The sequence below is a fragment of the Klebsiella aerogenes genome (assembly GCA_029027985.1).
Taxonomy (GTDB): domain Bacteria; phylum Pseudomonadota; class Gammaproteobacteria; order Enterobacterales; family Enterobacteriaceae; genus Klebsiella; species Klebsiella aerogenes_A.
The window spans coordinates 139,881-155,015 of the sequence record CP119076.1; the positions used below are offsets into that span (position 1 = coordinate 139,881).

The 15,135-nt window shown below is 55.8% G+C and carries 12 protein-coding genes; 6 read left to right on the forward strand and 6 right to left on the reverse strand.

What is annotated here, in order from left to right:
- Positions 1-166: 166 nt before the first annotated feature.
- Positions 167-529 (reverse strand): YibL family ribosome-associated protein, encoded by a 363-nt coding sequence (locus PYR66_00680; protein ID WEF28287.1) that lies wholly within the window; start codon positions 527-529, stop codon positions 167-169.
- A gap of 276 nt (positions 530-805) precedes the next feature.
- On the opposite strand from PYR66_00680, the gene PYR66_00685 reads away from it, so the two are divergent.
- On the forward strand, positions 806-1,030 hold the full coding sequence (locus tag PYR66_00685) for a hypothetical protein (protein WEF28288.1): 225 nt from the start codon (positions 806-808) through the stop codon (positions 1,028-1,030).
- Here PYR66_00685 and mtlR read toward each other — a convergent pair.
- From mtlR to mtlA, 3 genes are all read right to left on the reverse strand, one after another.
- The gene (gene mtlR / locus PYR66_00690) at positions 1,019-1,615 is read right to left on the reverse strand and encodes a mannitol operon repressor MtlR (protein WEF30544.1); all 597 of its coding nucleotides are present in this window, start codon (positions 1,613-1,615) and stop codon (positions 1,019-1,021) included. The two genes, PYR66_00685 and mtlR, sit on opposite strands and share 12 nt — an antisense overlap.
- Positions 1,615-2,763 (reverse strand): mannitol-1-phosphate 5-dehydrogenase, encoded by a 1,149-nt coding sequence (mtlD, locus tag PYR66_00695; protein ID WEF28289.1) that lies wholly within the window; start codon positions 2,761-2,763, stop codon positions 1,615-1,617. The genes mtlR and mtlD overlap by 1 nt, the downstream gene beginning before the upstream one ends.
- Positions 2,764-2,896: 133 nt before the next feature.
- Positions 2,897-4,807 carry a PTS mannitol transporter subunit IICBA gene (gene mtlA, locus PYR66_00700; GenBank protein ID WEF28290.1) on the reverse strand — a complete coding sequence of 637 codons (1,911 nt, stop codon included), beginning with the start codon at positions 4,805-4,807 and terminating at the stop codon, positions 2,897-2,899.
- A 565-nt stretch (positions 4,808-5,372) separates the two neighbouring features.
- Here mtlA and PYR66_00705 point away from each other — a divergent pair.
- The 4 genes from PYR66_00705 to yiaY all read left to right on the forward strand — a co-directional run bounded on the left by PYR66_00705 (position 5,373) and on the right by yiaY (position 10,652).
- Positions 5,373-5,981 (forward strand): glutathione S-transferase, encoded by a 609-nt coding sequence (locus PYR66_00705; protein ID WEF28291.1) that lies wholly within the window; start codon positions 5,373-5,375, stop codon positions 5,979-5,981.
- Between the two features lie 105 nt (positions 5,982-6,086).
- Positions 6,087-7,475, forward strand: a complete 1,389-nt coding sequence (selA, locus tag PYR66_00710; protein ID WEF28292.1) for an L-seryl-tRNA(Sec) selenium transferase — start codon at positions 6,087-6,089, stop codon at positions 7,473-7,475.
- Complete coding sequence (selB, locus tag PYR66_00715) at positions 7,472-9,331, forward strand: selenocysteine-specific translation elongation factor (protein ID WEF28293.1); 1,860 nt, start codon at positions 7,472-7,474, stop codon at positions 9,329-9,331. Before selA ends, selB begins: the two co-directional genes overlap by 4 nt.
- Positions 9,332-9,500: 169 nt before the next feature.
- Positions 9,501-10,652 carry an L-threonine dehydrogenase gene (gene yiaY, locus PYR66_00720; protein ID WEF28294.1) on the forward strand — a complete coding sequence of 384 codons (1,152 nt, stop codon included), beginning with the start codon at positions 9,501-9,503 and terminating at the stop codon, positions 10,650-10,652.
- A 44-nt stretch (positions 10,653-10,696) separates the two neighbouring features.
- Here the strand turns inward: yiaY and PYR66_00725 are convergent, their stop codons facing one another.
- Positions 10,697-12,655: a glycoside hydrolase family 127 protein gene (locus tag PYR66_00725; GenBank protein ID WEF28295.1), complete on the reverse strand. Its 1,959-nt coding sequence runs from the start codon at positions 12,653-12,655 to the stop codon at positions 10,697-10,699.
- A gap of 10 nt (positions 12,656-12,665) precedes the next feature.
- A complete protein-coding gene (locus PYR66_00730) occupies positions 12,666-14,066 on the reverse strand; it encodes an MFS transporter (protein ID WEF28296.1) in 1,401 nt (466 codons plus the stop codon).
- Between the two features lie 251 nt (positions 14,067-14,317).
- On the opposite strand from PYR66_00730, the gene PYR66_00735 reads away from it, so the two are divergent.
- Complete coding sequence (locus PYR66_00735) at positions 14,318-15,133, forward strand: AraC family transcriptional regulator (protein WEF28297.1); 816 nt, start codon at positions 14,318-14,320, stop codon at positions 15,131-15,133.
- Positions 15,134-15,135: the final 2 nt, after the last annotated feature.

Genomic DNA, 15,135 nt, shown 5'->3' on the forward strand with positions numbered 1-15,135 from the left:
GCGTGGCAACGTGTTTGTAATGTGAATTGATGGATATGTGAACCGATTGACGGTTTAAGAAATAATTGGTTGGACCAATTTGGGGAAAGGGTACGGCTGTGAGCCCGTAGCCCGGTCAGCGTAGCGCCGCCGGGGAACAGACGGCTACGAACTCACAACGAAAAGATTAAAACTCGCTCTTTGCGAAGCCAGTCATCTCTTTGAGGCCCATTTCGCGGCCCAGCGCGGTCATCGGGTGAACGATAACCAGCCCGCGCACGCTTTTCTTCAGCTTGCCCATATCGGCCTGCTCTTTCCTGGTGATGGCGCGGCGGTGCGGCATGCTCATCAGCTTCTGCGCTTCTTTGCTCAGCTTCTGGCTCTGGACGGAACGCAGGCGTTCGATTTCCGTTTCCAGGGTTGCTTTTTCTTTTTCCAGCTCCGCGTATTTCTCAGCGGCTTCGACCAGAGACAGGTCGGCCTGCTGGTGGCGGATAGCGTCGAGACGGTCGCTCAAACGCTTGATTTCATTCTTTTCGACTTCTTTCATGGTAATTTTATCTGTGAATAAAAGGGCTTCGACGTGACATAGTATGTGCCGGGCGTGCCGTTGTTGATAGTTATTTATCGAAAAACTCGCGGCCTGGCTGCCGCAAGCATGAGACCTTATTCATATTAACAACTTGAATAATAATGTAATTATTGTTTAAAGCGGTCTGTTTTTCATTTCTGTGAAGCCTGTCAGCGATTAAGCACGTTTTCCTTAACTTCCCCCCTCTTTTTAGCCAATCCTTAATAAGATCCCCCCCGAGCAGAGGAGAGCGTGATGGCGAAAATCGGCGACGGCGTACCACGTATTATCGATAAAACGATAGATTTTATGGCCTCGAGCCAGGCATTTATGGAGTATCTGAAAAAGTGCCCGCGCTTACAGCGGATACCGGGTGATATTCCAACGGATAAAGAGGAGCTGTTTCTAAGTCGTCTGGACTATTATCGGCAGTTGTACCGGCCGACATGCGACCAGGCAGAAGCGGAATCAGAGCGTTGATTTCTGGAAGGCTTTTTTTAAGCTGATTCGGGAAATCAGCTCAGTCAGGGACAACACCATCGTAGAACGTACAACCTGCTGGTAGCGCAGTTTCTGCATTGCCAGCAGTTCCGCATCGCTTTCGTCGAACAGCGGCGTCGGTGGCAGCGCGGCGACGCAGTGTAGCTCGCCTAGCGGCCCGAGGATTTCATCATCGGTAAAGGCGTACTCGTTGCCATCGTGATTCAGCTCTTCGCGTAGGGCCATCAGCAGCTCGGCATCTTCGTATTCGGCGCGGCTTATCACCCCAAGGCCGTAGATCAGCTTCAGGCGTACGGAAAGGTCGCCCAGCGGTCCACTGCCGTCCAGCAATGGCTCCACTGCGTATTTCACCGCGTAATCGTCTTTGCGGAATACCTGAAGTACCAGAATGTTGACCGCCTCCGTCAGGAGCTCTACGGCGGCTATCAGGAAACTTCTTACGGTCTTACCAGCATTTAAACGCTCAAGAACGCGGTTTTCAAATGCCTGTGTTTCTTCCATTATTGCCTGCATATCGGACAGGGGGTGTTGTGGGCGCGGCGTTGGCCGCGCCAGGTTGTGCATCATTTTACCGCGTTGTAGTCGTTAACGGCCTCCACCACAACAGCGCTTGCCGCATCCAGACCGGAAATCTGCGCCAGCGCGGCCTGCGGGCCTTTCTCGGCGATAAGCGCCGCTAACTCCAGTGCCTGCGGGTCTTCTTCGCTGCGGAAATGCATAGCCGCGGCGATCCCTTTCACCAGGTTGACATGCGGCAGGCCGTATTCCAGCGTGCCGAGCAGCGGCTTGATCAAGCGATCGCCTGCGCTCAGTTTACGCAGCGGCTGGCGGCCGACGCGTTCCACATCATCTTTCAGATACGGGTTCTCGAAACGACCGAGAATTTTCTGGATATAAGCCGCATGCTTCTGCGCATCAAAGCTGTAGCGTTTGATCAGCACCGCACCGCTCTCTTCCATGGCCCCTTTGACGACTGCGCGAATATGCTCATCGAGGATGGCATCGCGAATCGTTTGGTGGCCAGCCAGTTTTCCGAGGTAGGCGGTTATAGCATGCCCTGTGTTTAAGGTGAATAGCTTACGTTCGACAAATGCCATCAGGTTATCGGTTAATTCCATTCCTGGGATGTTCGGCAGCTCGCCCTTGAACTGGGTTTTATCGACGATCCATTCGCTGAAGGTCTCCACGGTGACTTCCAGCGGGTCGTTGGTGGCGGAAGCGGATGGCGGCACGATACGGTCAACGGCGGAATCGACAAAGCCGACGTGTGCTTCAACCCAAGCCTTGTCGTCTTCCGCCAGCGCGTTAAACACATGGCCTTTCAGTTGCGTGGTGCCGCGTACCATATTTTCGCAGGCGATGATGTTCAGCGGGCGTTCGATGCCCTGGGCTTTACGTTTCGCCAGACCTTTGGCGATCGCCGGCGCGATGCGCTCCAGCACTACCGGACCGACGGCGGTGGTCACCAGGTCAACGCTGGCGATCAGATCCACTACGTCATCGCCAATGCTGCTCACGGCATTCACCCCGGAAACGGTATCGACCTGCTCATTTTCGCCAACGACGTGAACCTGGTAGCTATGACGGGCATTCAGGGCATCAAGGACGACCTGATTGACATCGGCGAACGTGAGGGCGATCCCGGCGTCAGCCAGCAGTTTGCCAATAAAGCCACGTCCGATATTACCTGCGCCAAAATGTAATGCTTTCATAGTATTAACCTTCAATTAATGTTTTTACCTGAGAGGGCTGGGGTGAGGGACTACCCTCAACCGAGCCCTCTCTCCACCATGATGGAGAGAGGGGGAGCGGATGGCGGCGTTAACGCCTTGTCCAGGTTACAGATTACGCTTTCAGCAGCGTCAGCACTTCTTCAACGCTGGTGGTTTTCGCCAGGCGTTCAATCACGGTTTCGTCATCCAGCGCGTTGGTCAGGCTGGTGATAACGTGGATGTGCTCGTTGTTGCGAGCGGCGATACCGATAACCAAACGCGCGACTTCATCTTCTTCTTCGCCGAAACGTACGCCTTCCGGATACTGGCAAAATACAACGCCGGTTTTCAGGACGCGATCTTTCGCTTCAATGGTGCCGTGCGGGACTGCGATGGACTCGCCGAGATAGGTTGACGTCAGTTTCTCGCGGTCAAGCATCGCCTGCACGTATTCCGGTTCAACGTATCCGCCTTTCACCAGCTGTTCACCAGCGAAGCGAATCGCTTCTTCTTTGGTGGCCGCTTTGCGACCGAGGAAGATGTTGTCAGCACCCAGTTGGAACAGGTTGGAATTACCTGCATCAAAGCTGTCTTTCAGGCTATCGTTAACTTTCTCTTTGTTGTCAGTGTGGCGCTGTGCCGCCACCAGACGCTCGGTCAGGCTGGTATACAGACCGCTGTCGAGGAAGTTGGTCAGCGAAATATGCTGTGCCTGCGGAACCTGGCGCATTGCGCGTTCAGTCAGGTCGCGGTGGGTAATGACCAGATCGACATCCGGCGGCAGGTTGTTAATCGCGCTGTTGGTGACGGAGATGTTGCTCAGCCCGGCATCCTGTACTTTCTTACGCAGTACCCCGGCGCCCATGGCGCTGGAACCCATACCGGCGTCACACGCGACGATGATTTTACGGACGTGACTCAGGTCGTTGGCAGCATCGCCCGCCGCCAGCGGCGTCGCGGCACCTTTGGACTCGGCTTTCATATCGTGCATACGACGAGTTGCCGCTTCGATATCGTCTTCTTCTTTCACCTTGCTGGTTTTCAGCAGGATGGCAGAGACGACGAAGGAGACCGCCATCGCGGCAATAATGGCGGCGATGTTAGCGAAGTAGGTACCTTTTGGCGTCATCGCCAGCACTGCCAGAATGGAACCTGGTGAAGCCGGGGAAACCAGACCGCCGTTGAGGATGGTCAGCGTGAACACGCCAGTCATACCGCCGAGGATAACGGCCAGAATCAGACGTGGATTCATCAGCACATACGGGAAGTAAATTTCGTGGATACCGCCCAGGAAGTGGATGATTGCCGCACCGCCCGCAGACTGTTTTGCGCTGCCGCGGCCAAAGAACATGTACGCCAGCAGGACGCCCATCCCCGGACCCGGGTTAGCTTCAATCAGGAAGAAGATGGATTTGCCCAGCTCGTGGGACTGCTGAATACCCAGCGGCGAGAAGATACCGTGGTTAATGGCGTTGTTGAGGAACAGGATTTTCGCCGGTTCAACAAAGATAGACGCCAGCGGCAGCATGTCGTGCGCCACCATGAAGTTAACGCCAGCCGCCAGAATTTTTGACAGGACTTCAACCGCCGGGCCGATACCGAGGAACGCCAGAATGGCAAGGATCATCCCGATGATGCCAGCGGAGAAGTTATTCACCAGCATTTCAAAACCGGATTTGATCTTACCGTCTACCCAGGCGTCGAATTTTTTGATGCAGTAGCCGCCCAGCGGGCCAGCGATCATGGAGCCGAGGAACATCGGCATATCCGCGCCAACGATAACGCCCATGGTGGTGATGGCGCCAACGACGCCGCCTCGTTCACCGCCGACCAACTTACCGCCGGTATAACCGATCAGCAGCGGCAGCAGGTAGGTGATCATCGGGCCAACCAGCTTCGCCAGTGTCTCGTTTGGCAACCACCCTGTTGGAATAAATAACGCGGTGATAATCCCCCACGCGATAAACGCGCCGATATTCGGCATCACCATATTGCTGAGGAAACGACCAAAGCTTTGCACCTTGATCTTGATATCGGATGACATAAAACACCCCTTCTTCTGTTTTGCTTATCGCGCAGGCTGGACGCCCGAGGTTTGTTGTTGATGTGGCGGCAGAGGTAGCCGGACCCTGATTGATAGTGCGAAATCTGGCACTGAATCGTTAAGCTGTCCAGTTAACGGCTTTTTATGTGATTTGGATCACATGAATATAGGTGTCTTATGCTTATATGTAGTGATCTTTGTCACAAAATCAGTGTGTAAAAAAACAACAACCTGAATTTAAGGGCATGAGATCGTGATTTTATGTGACATTTGTCACATTTTATCTTTGCGGTTTTGTTGCTTGTTTGTGACTTGAATCACAAATTATTTTGCGTTCAATTCCGTTCACTGTGATCTACGGCAGGTTCTGCATCACTTGACGGCCAGCGATGTAATTTTGCAACTCGTTTGCACAGAGAACATTTTTTGCCGTTCATGACCCGCTGGATGCACTACTTCTATCTCGATCATTAATGCGATCGGCGACAGGTTGAGACAATGTCGCGCCTGCCTTTTGCCTGCGCCTGAACCATACTGATCTTTTTGTTGGCGAAAGGAGCAGGCAATGAAACTGATCGGCAGCTACACCAGTCCCTTTGTGCGCAAAATTTCCGTCATCTTGCTGGAAAAGGCGATCCCCTTCGAGTTTGTGAACGAATTCCCCTATAACGACGTCAACGGCGTGGCGCAGTACAACCCGCTGGGTAAAGTCCCGGCGCTGTTGACTGATGAAGGCGAATGCTGGTTTGATTCGCCGATTATTGCGCAATATCTGGAGCGACTCAGTATCGACCCGCCGATGCTACCGGCAGATCCGCAAGCGGCACTGAAGGTGCGTCAGCTGGAAGCATTGTCTGACGGCATCATGGAGGCGGCGATCGCGCTGGTACGAGAAAAGGCGCGCCCGGCGGCGCAGCAATTGGAAAGCGAACTGCTGCGGCAGCGGGAAAAAATCACCCGCGGTCTTGATGCGCTGGAAGGCTATGTCGCTGACGGTACGTTACGCAATGGTGAACTGAATCTGGCGACCATTACCGCGGCCTGCGCTATTGCCTACTTAAATTTCCGCCGCGTGGCGCCCGGCTGGTGTGCGACGCGGCCAAAACTGGTCAAACTGGTGGAAACGCTGTTCCAGCGCGCCAGCTTTGCGCGCACCGAACCGCCAAGGAGTTGACCCAGACAGGTAACAGTTCCCTCGCACAGGCGTTACAATCGCCACTGCTTGTTGACTCCCTCTCCCGGGCGGAGGGGGGAAAATAACTTACCGTCAGGTTTACTCATGTCTATTGATACTCGCGCGCTTTATACCCGGCTTCCGGCCATCGACCGTTTACTTCGCGATCCTGCTTTCGCTTCGCTGCTCGACCTGCATGGTCATTCGCAAATCGTGACGCTGCTGCGTCAGATGCTGGATGAGGCGCGGGAATTTATCCGTCAGTCGCAGGCATTGCCTGAATGGTGTAGCGACTGGCCGCAGGAGACTGCCAGCCGGCTAAGCCGTAGCCAGCAAAGCGCGATGCGTCCGGTGTTCAACCTGACGGGTACCGTGCTGCACACGAATCTGGGGCGCGCGATCCAGGCGGAAGCCGCGGTGCAGGCCGTCGCGCAGGCGATGCGCGCGCCGGTCACCCTGGAATACGACCTCGACGATGCCGGACGCGGGCATCGCGACCGGGCGCTGGCGAATCTATTGCGCCGCATTACCGGCGCGGAAGACGCGTGTATCGTGAATAACAACGCGGCGGCGGTGCTGCTAATGCTGGCGGCGACGGCCAGCGGCAAAGAAGTCGTAGTCTCGCGCGGCGAGCTGGTAGAGATCGGCGGCGCGTTTCGTATCCCTGATGTCATGCGTCAGGCCGGATGCCTGCTGCATGAAGTGGGCACCACCAACCGCACCCACGCCAACGATTATCGCCAGGCGATTGGCGAGCAGACGGCTCTGCTGATGAAAGTGCATACCAGCAACTATAGCATTGAAGGGTTTACCAAAGCGGTTGATGAAGCGGCGCTGGCGGAAATTGGCCGCGAACGGGGAATCCCGGTGGTGGCCGATCTGGGCAGCGGCTCGCTGGCGGATCTGAGCCAGTACGGGCTGCCGAAAGAGCCGATGCCGCAGGATTTGATTGCTGCGGGCGTGAATCTGGTCAGTTTCTCCGGCGATAAGCTGCTCGGCGGGCCGCAGGCGGGTATTATCGTCGGCGACAAGGCGCTGATCGCCAAATTACAGAGTCATCCGCTTAAGCGCGCGCTGCGAGCGGATAAAATGACGCTGGCGGCCCTGGAGGCCACGCTGCGCCTGTATCTGCATCCTGAAACGCTGGTCAATGAGCTGCCGACGTTACGCCTGCTGACCCGCAGCGCGGATGATATTCGCCAGCAGGGCGAACGTATTCAGCCCGCGCTGGCGGCGCACTATCGCGATTTTGACGTTCGCGTTGAGCCGTGTCTGTCGCAGATTGGCAGCGGCTCGCTGCCGGTCGACCGCTTGCCCAGCGCGGCGTTAACCTTTACCCCGCGTGATGGCCGCGGTAGCCCGCTGGAAGCGCTGGCCGCCCGCTGGCGCGCGCTGCCGACTCCGACAATCGGCAGAATTTACGACGGCCGCCTGTGGCTGGATCTGCGCTGTCTTGCAGATGAACCCCAGTTTATGGAGATGTTATTGAGATGATTATTGCCACCGCCGGACATGTAGACCACGGCAAAACCACGCTGCTGCAGGCGATTACCGGCGTCAACGCCGACCGTCTGCCGGAAGAGAAAACACGCGGCATGACTATCGATCTCGGCTACGCCTACTGGCCGCAGCCTGATGGCCGGGTGTTGGGTTTTATCGATGTTCCCGGGCATGAAAAGTTTTTGTCCAACATGTTGGCTGGGGTGGGCGGTATCGATCACGCACTGCTAGTGGTGGCCTGCGATGACGGCGTCATGGCGCAAACTCGCGAACATCTGGCCATTTTGCAACTGACGGGAAAGCCGACGTTAACGGTCGCGTTGACCAAAACGGACCGGGTGGAAGCGTCAAGAGTCGCGGAGGTGCAGGCACAGGTTGAATCTACGTTGCGCGAGTTAGGATTCGACGCCGTCGATTGCTTTGCCACCGCGGCGACGGAAAACCTGGGTATTGCCGAACTGCGCCGTCATTTGCTGCAACTGGCCGAACGCGCGCACCCGCAGCATCAGCGTTTTCGCCTGGCACTGGATCGCGCCTTTACTGTCAAAGGCGCGGGGCTGGTGGTGACCGGAACGGCATTATCCGGCGAGGTTCATATCGGCGATACCCTGTGGCTGACCGGCGCGAATACGCCGATGCGCGTTCGCGGTCTGCATGCACAAAATCAGCCGGTTGAACAGGCGCGAGCCGGGCAGCGCATCGCGCTGAATATCGTCGGCGATGCGCAAAAAGAAGATCTCAGCCGTGGCGACTGGCTGCTCTCGGCGCGGCCTGCTGAGCCTTGCGAACGGGCGATCGTCGAGCTCACTTGCCACGCGCCGCTAAGCCAGTGGCAATCGCTGCATATTCACCATGCCGCCAGCCATATCACCGGCCGCGTTTCTCTGCTGGAAGGCAACCTGGCCGAGCTGGTCCTGGATACGCCGCTGTGGCTGGCGGATAACGATCGTCTGGTGCTGCGCGATATCTCCGCGCGGTTGACGCTGGCCGGCGCGCGGGTGGTGGCGCTTAATCCGCCGCGCCGCGGTAAGCGTAAAGCGGAATATCTGCAGTGGCTTTATGCGCTGGCGGCAGCGCAAAGCGACGACGCTCAGGCGCTGGATATTTATTTGCAGCGCGATGCGGTGCGTCTCGATGCATTTGCCTGGGCGCGACAGCTGAGCGCCGATGGCCTGGCGGCATTGATTAACCGTCCGGACTACCTGCAGGCTGGTAACAGCTTGCTCAGCACGCCGTTGGCCGCTCGCTGGCAAAATAAACTGCTCGACGCGCTAACCCGCTATCACGATCAGCACCGCGACGAGCCGGGGCCGGGGCGCGAACGCCTGCGGCGCATCGCGTTGCCGATGGAAGATGAAGCACTGGTGCTGCTGCTGATTGAGCAGATGCGTGGCAGCGGCGTCATTCAAAGCCACCACGGCTGGTTGCACCTGCCGGAACACAAAGCCGGGTTTACCGATGAACAGCAAGCTATCTGGCTGCGGGCCGCCTCGTTATTTGGCGATGAGCCATGGTGGGTACGCGACCTGGCGCGCGATCTGAACGTTGAAGAGTCGCTGATGCGCGCCGTGCTACGTCAGGCGGCGCAGCAGGGGATGATTACGGCGATCGTCAAAGATCGTTATTATCGCAACGATCGGATTGTTGAATTCGCGCAATTGATCCGCCGATTAGATCTGCAGCGTGGATCCACCTGCGCGGCGGATTTCCGTGATACGTTGAATATTGGCCGTAAACTGGCGATTCAAATCCTCGAATATTTCGACCGCATTGGTTTCACCCGCCGCCGGGGTAACGATCATTTACTCCGCGATGCGCTGTTATTCCCTGAAAATAAAAACGAGGGATAATGGCGTAAATGAAAAAATAAACCGGCAATATTTAACAGTATGTTAAAAATCATACGCTAACGTGCTGTTTTTAAATTTTATTTTCTGCCGAAAATGGCATTGAGGTCATGTTTTTTATTCTGTCATGTCCGTACTCTTTCATGATATTCACCTAAATGAAGGAATCATCATGGCTGCATCGACTTTTTATATCCCGCCAGTGAATGTCATTGGTACTGGTTCTGTTACTGAAGCGATGAATGCTATCCACGAATACGGATATCGTCGGGCATTAATCGTCACTGATGCGATGCTGAATAAATTAGGCATGGCGGGAGAGGTGCAAAAGGCATTACAGGAACGGGATATTTTCAGCGTCGTGTATGATGGCGTGCATCCGAACCCGACCACCCTGAACGTTGAGAGCGGCCTGGCGTTGCTGAAAGAAAATCACTGCGACTGCGTGATTTCGCTGGGCGGCGGTTCGCCGCACGACTGCGCGAAAGGCATCGCCCTGGTGGCGGTAAACGGCGGCAACATCCGCGATTATGAAGGCGTGGATCGTTCATCGAAGCCGCAGTTGCCGATGATCGCCATTAATACCACTGCCGGTACGGCTTCCGAAATGACCCGCTTCTGCATCATTACCGATGTCGATCGCCACATCAAAATGGCGATTGTCGATAAGCATGTGACGCCGGTTCTGTCGGTTAATGACTCCTCACTGATGATGGGTATGCCGAAATCGTTGACCGCCGCGACCGGGATGGATGCGCTGACCCACGCCATCGAAGCCTATGTTTCCACCGCCGCGACGCCGATTACCGATGCCTGCGCCCTGAAAGCCATGACTATGATTGCGCAGAATTTAACTCATGCGGTAGAAGATGGCGGTAATGAGCAGGCGCGTGAGGCGATGGCCTATGCGCAGTTCCTTGCCGGTATGGCTTTCAACAACGCCTCGCTGGGTTACGTACATGCAATGGCGCACCAACTGGGCGGGTTCTATGACCTGCCGCACGGCGTCTGTAATGCGGTGCTGTTGCCGTTCGTGCAGGAGTATAACTGCAGCGTCGCGGCCGCGCGTCTGCGTGACTGCGCGCAGGCGATGGGCGTGAACGTTGCGGAGTTGAATGACAAGCAGGGAGCGGAAGCCTGCATCACGGCCATCCGCAAGCTGGCGCGTACCGTTGGTATTCCGGCTGGGCTGCGCGAATTGAACGTCAAAGAAGAGGATATTCCGCTGTTGGCCAGCAATGCGCTGAAAGATGCCTGTGGTTTGACTAACCCGATTCAGGCGACTCACGAAGAGATTATGGCGATTTTCCGCGCCGCCCTGTAATACATAAAGCGCCCGGCCCTGCTGCCGGGCACTTTTCCTGCCTTTTACACGGTTTCCTGCACCCACACCCGCATTTCACCTTCGCCGCGGTTAGCCCAGCTAAACCACGGAATGAACGTCAGCGTCTGAGCCTGGCGGGTGGCCGCGGGGCTGTCATAGTTCCAGAGCGCCTGCTGTTCCGCTTGTACCGCTGTTTGTTTGTAGCCCGGCGCCTGAATCAGCACTTTATGGGCGAAAATCCCTTTTCCCTCAAAGGCGGTAAATTGCGCATCGCGCGGCAGCTGCAGATTATGCAATGCCTCGCCGTTATCCGCCTGTTCCAGGCAGTAGACCAGCGGACCGCGTTGTAGGGCGACCTGTCCCGCCTGATGGCGAACCAGCGGATTACCGTACAGGCGGCGTACCGGCATCGGCAGCGTCAGTACGAGGGTGTCACCCTCCTGCCAGCGGCGGTTGATGTGCAAATAGCCTTTGCGGATATCCTGGACGACTGGCTGGCCGTTTAGCGTCACCTGCGGATTGTCGCACCAGTCCGGCAGGCGCAGCGCCAGGGTGTGATCGATCGCGGTGGGTGAATCGATCGTGATGTTGACCTGTTCCTGCCACGGATAGTTACCGCTGATGCGCAGACGTAGTGTCTCCTTGCCAACCGCAACCTCGACCTGATTGCCGACATACAGATTGATGTACAGCGCGTCATCGCGCGGCGTGTAGATATAGTGGCCGAGCGAAGTCAGCACGCGGGCGATATTCGGCGGGCAGCAGGCGCAGCCGAACCAGCGTTGGCGAACCGGCTTCACGTGATCGTAGATATGGTTGAATTTCAGCGCTTTTGGCTGCACTTCCAGCGGGTTAACGTAAAAGAAGTGCTTGCCGTCGAGCGCCATACCGCCCAGCACGGTGTTGTACAGCGCGCGCTCCATGACGTCGGCATACTGGCTATCTACCTCTAGCTCCAGCATGCGGCGGGCAAACATCATCAGGCCAATGGAAGCGCAGCTCTCCGCGTATACCGTGTCGTTCGGCAGGTCATAATCGCTGCTGAACGCCTCGCCGCTGCTCTGCGAGCCGATGCCGCCGGTAATATACAACTGGCGCTGGACCATGTTGTTCCATAACCGCAGGCAATCCTGGCGCTTGCCTTCATCCTGGCTCAGGCGCGCCAGATGCGCGACGCCGGTCATCAGGTAGACAAAGCGTACCGCGTGACCGATAGCGGTGGGTTGCTCGGCAATCGGCAGATGCGCCTGGCTGTAGGGTTTGTCCATCACCATCCATGCCGGGCCGTAGGTGTTCCAGTAGGACGTTTTACCGCGTTTCTCGTATTCGATATCGTAGAAGTGCGGCTGCGTTCCGCGCTGTTCGACGAAGTAATTGACCAGCGCCAGATAGCGCGGCTGCTGGGTGACGTCATACAGACGCATCAGCGCCAGTTCAATCTCCGGGTGTCCGGGATAGCCGTGCAGCTGGTGGTCGGCGGGGCCGAAAACGCGATCAATATGGTCCGCCAGTCGGCAAACCACCTCCAGCAGACGGCGTTTGCCGGTTGCCTGGAAGAAAGCGACGCCAGCTTCAATCATATGCCCGGCGCAGTACAGCTCGTGGCATTCGGCAAGGTTCGTCCAGCGAGCGTTGGGTTCTTTTACCGTAAAATAGGTATTGAGATAGCCGTCGGGGCATTGTGCTGCGGCCACCAACTCAATGACTTCATCGGCGGTCTTTTCCAGCTCGGCATCCGGCTGTTGGCACAGTGACCAGGCGACGGCCTCCAGCCATTTCGCCACATCGCTGTCCTGGAAAACCATGCCATAAAATTCCCCTTCCTGTTGCCCGGCGGCAATGCGGAAGTTTTCTATTGCGTGACTCGGGTCGGCTTCGGCGATCCGGTCATTGAGTGCGTCCCACTGGTAGGGGATAACAACGTCGCGCACCAGCTGCTGGTACTGGCCGAGGAACGGGTCATTAATTTTGAGCTTGTGCAGATCGACTTCCATTACAGACATGACGGACTCCTTAAGGCTGAACGTGACGCACGCGCAGGTCGGTGGCGATACGCGACATCATTGGGTTATTAAGCTTGCAGGCGCGGATGGCGAAGGCCAGCAGCAGGTGAAAGAGCGCAGGCAGCAGGGTTTCCATCGCGGTGATCCCGGCCAGTGAAGCAGGCGTTTGGTTACCGGCGCCTGGCTGATAGGCGACGAAAATAAAGACCAGGCTGATAATACCGGCGCTGGAAGCCCAGGCGAGCTTGATAAAGAACAGATTGAAGGCGAAATTCATTCCTGAGGAACGCACGCCGGTTTTCCATTCGCCGTAGTCATCGGAAAAGGCCATCAGCGAGAAGTGCAGCGGTAGGGTAAAGCCGAGAATAATGCCGTTGCCGAGGATCACCGCCAGCCACAGAGTTTGCCAGGCGGGGCCGGTCGGCAGGAACCACATCACCGCCGCCAGGGCGGCAAGCAACAGGTTGGTGTAGTAATAAAGTTTGACCGTGTCGAAGCGGCGCGACAGCAGGTTGATAATGACTGAGCCGAAAATCGACGCGAAGGTCACCATGGTGAAAAAGAGCGAGGTATAACCGGTCGAACCACCCAGTACATAGGTGATGAAATACATGTAGCCGCCGCCGCGGATGTTAAACACGTTAATCAGCAGGAAAGACATCACCAGCATCAGTAGCAACTGATCGTTTTTACGCAGCCCGGCGATATGTTCGCGCAGGGTAAATTTGCCCATCACATCCAGCGACACGCGTTCGCGTACCCAGAAAAAGCAGCACAGGAACATGACTACGGCGATGGCGCACAGCACGCCAACGCCGTACTGATAACCCTGGGCGGTATTACCCTGACCGAGCGCTTTCACCAGCCATGGCAAGCCGACGGAGACCAAAAAACCGGCGACGCCGCAGAGCACGAATCGCCATGCCTGGCAGGAGATCACTTCACTATGGCGAGTGGTCATAGTGTTGATTAACGCGCAGTAGGGAACGTTGATGGCGGTGTAGCTGACGGAGAGCAGTAGATAGGTGCCGAAGGCCCAGGCAATTTTCACCCCCATGCTGGCATCCGGTACCGTGAAGGTCAGTACGCCGATAATACCGATGGGGACCGCGATCCACAGTTGCCACGGACGGAAACGCCCCCAGCGGCTCTGCGTGCGATCGGCCAGCACGCCCATGACTGGATCGGAAATGGCATCGAAAACGCGCAGGGCAAGGAACATGGTGCCTACCAGCGCCGGGGTGAGTCCGAAAACATCGGTATAAAAAAAGGTCAGAAAGTTCATGATCAGGCAGGTAATGACGGTGCCACCGGCATCTCCCAGCCCGTAACCTATCTTTTCACGGAGGGATAGCCTGTCGTCCTGCGCGCGTTGCGCTAATTCACTTGTGGTAATCGGAGCCGAAGTCATAAATAACTCCCGGAAGGATGTTCGGAAAATATTCCGCTGTATGGCGGGCTTTGGTTTTGTCATTAGCAAGGTACGTTAATTATTCTGCACGGAATATTAACGGCAACAAGGGAAGGAAAAAGTATAAAAAGATGACGATTCCGACTTCATGACAAAAATGTGATTTCGATCCGGCAGGACGCTATTTTATGATAAATAGTCAGAGTGTTGTCGACTTAATTATTGCTGTAATAATAGAATATTGAATATATATGCTTAAATTGTCCATGTCATTGCCAATTAAAGTCCAAAATGGAGGGCTGTTTATCTCTCGCGGCGTCGGCAGTCATCCGGCGCGGAGGTTACAGTCCTGGGAAATTATTTTTGTTGAAAAGGGGACGTTAACGATTCGTGAGGATGAGGCGATGTTTTGCGTGCGTGCCGGAGAAAGTTTATTACTTTGGCCGGAACGTTTACATGTTGGCGTGGAACAATTTCCGGCGGATCTTAAATTCTACTGGCTGCATTTCGAAATGGCGCCCGAAGCGTTGATTTCATCATTCCCACAAAAAATTGTGCTGCCGCAGCATACCCGAGTGGCTGAACCGCAATATATTATTTCGCTATTCCGCCAATTTCTGCATGAACAGGAAAATATTCATCGCAGCGTGGCGCTGGAATTAATTTTGCTGCTGATTTTGCAGCAAATATCCGCCGCCGCAGGAGAGCAGCCAGCCGATAGCCCCGGTAATGCGCTGGCGTGGAAAGCGCAGCAGATTATCCATACGCAGTATCATTTACCGCTTTCCGCGGCGATTCTTGCGAAAGAACTGCACTGCAACGCGGACTACCTTGGGCGGGTTTATCGTCATGCGTTTCATTTGACGCTAACTGATGCTCTGCATCGCCAGCGGGTGCGGGCGGCGGAAAAACTGCTGATCAGCGATTCATTGTCGCTTACCGAAGTGGCGCTGCAGTGTGGTTTTAATGATGTTGGCTATTTTCGTAAAATCTTCCGTAAACATACCAGCCTGACGCCCGCAGCCTGGAAACGGCGTTATTGCAAGGAGCATATTAATTCGGCATAGGG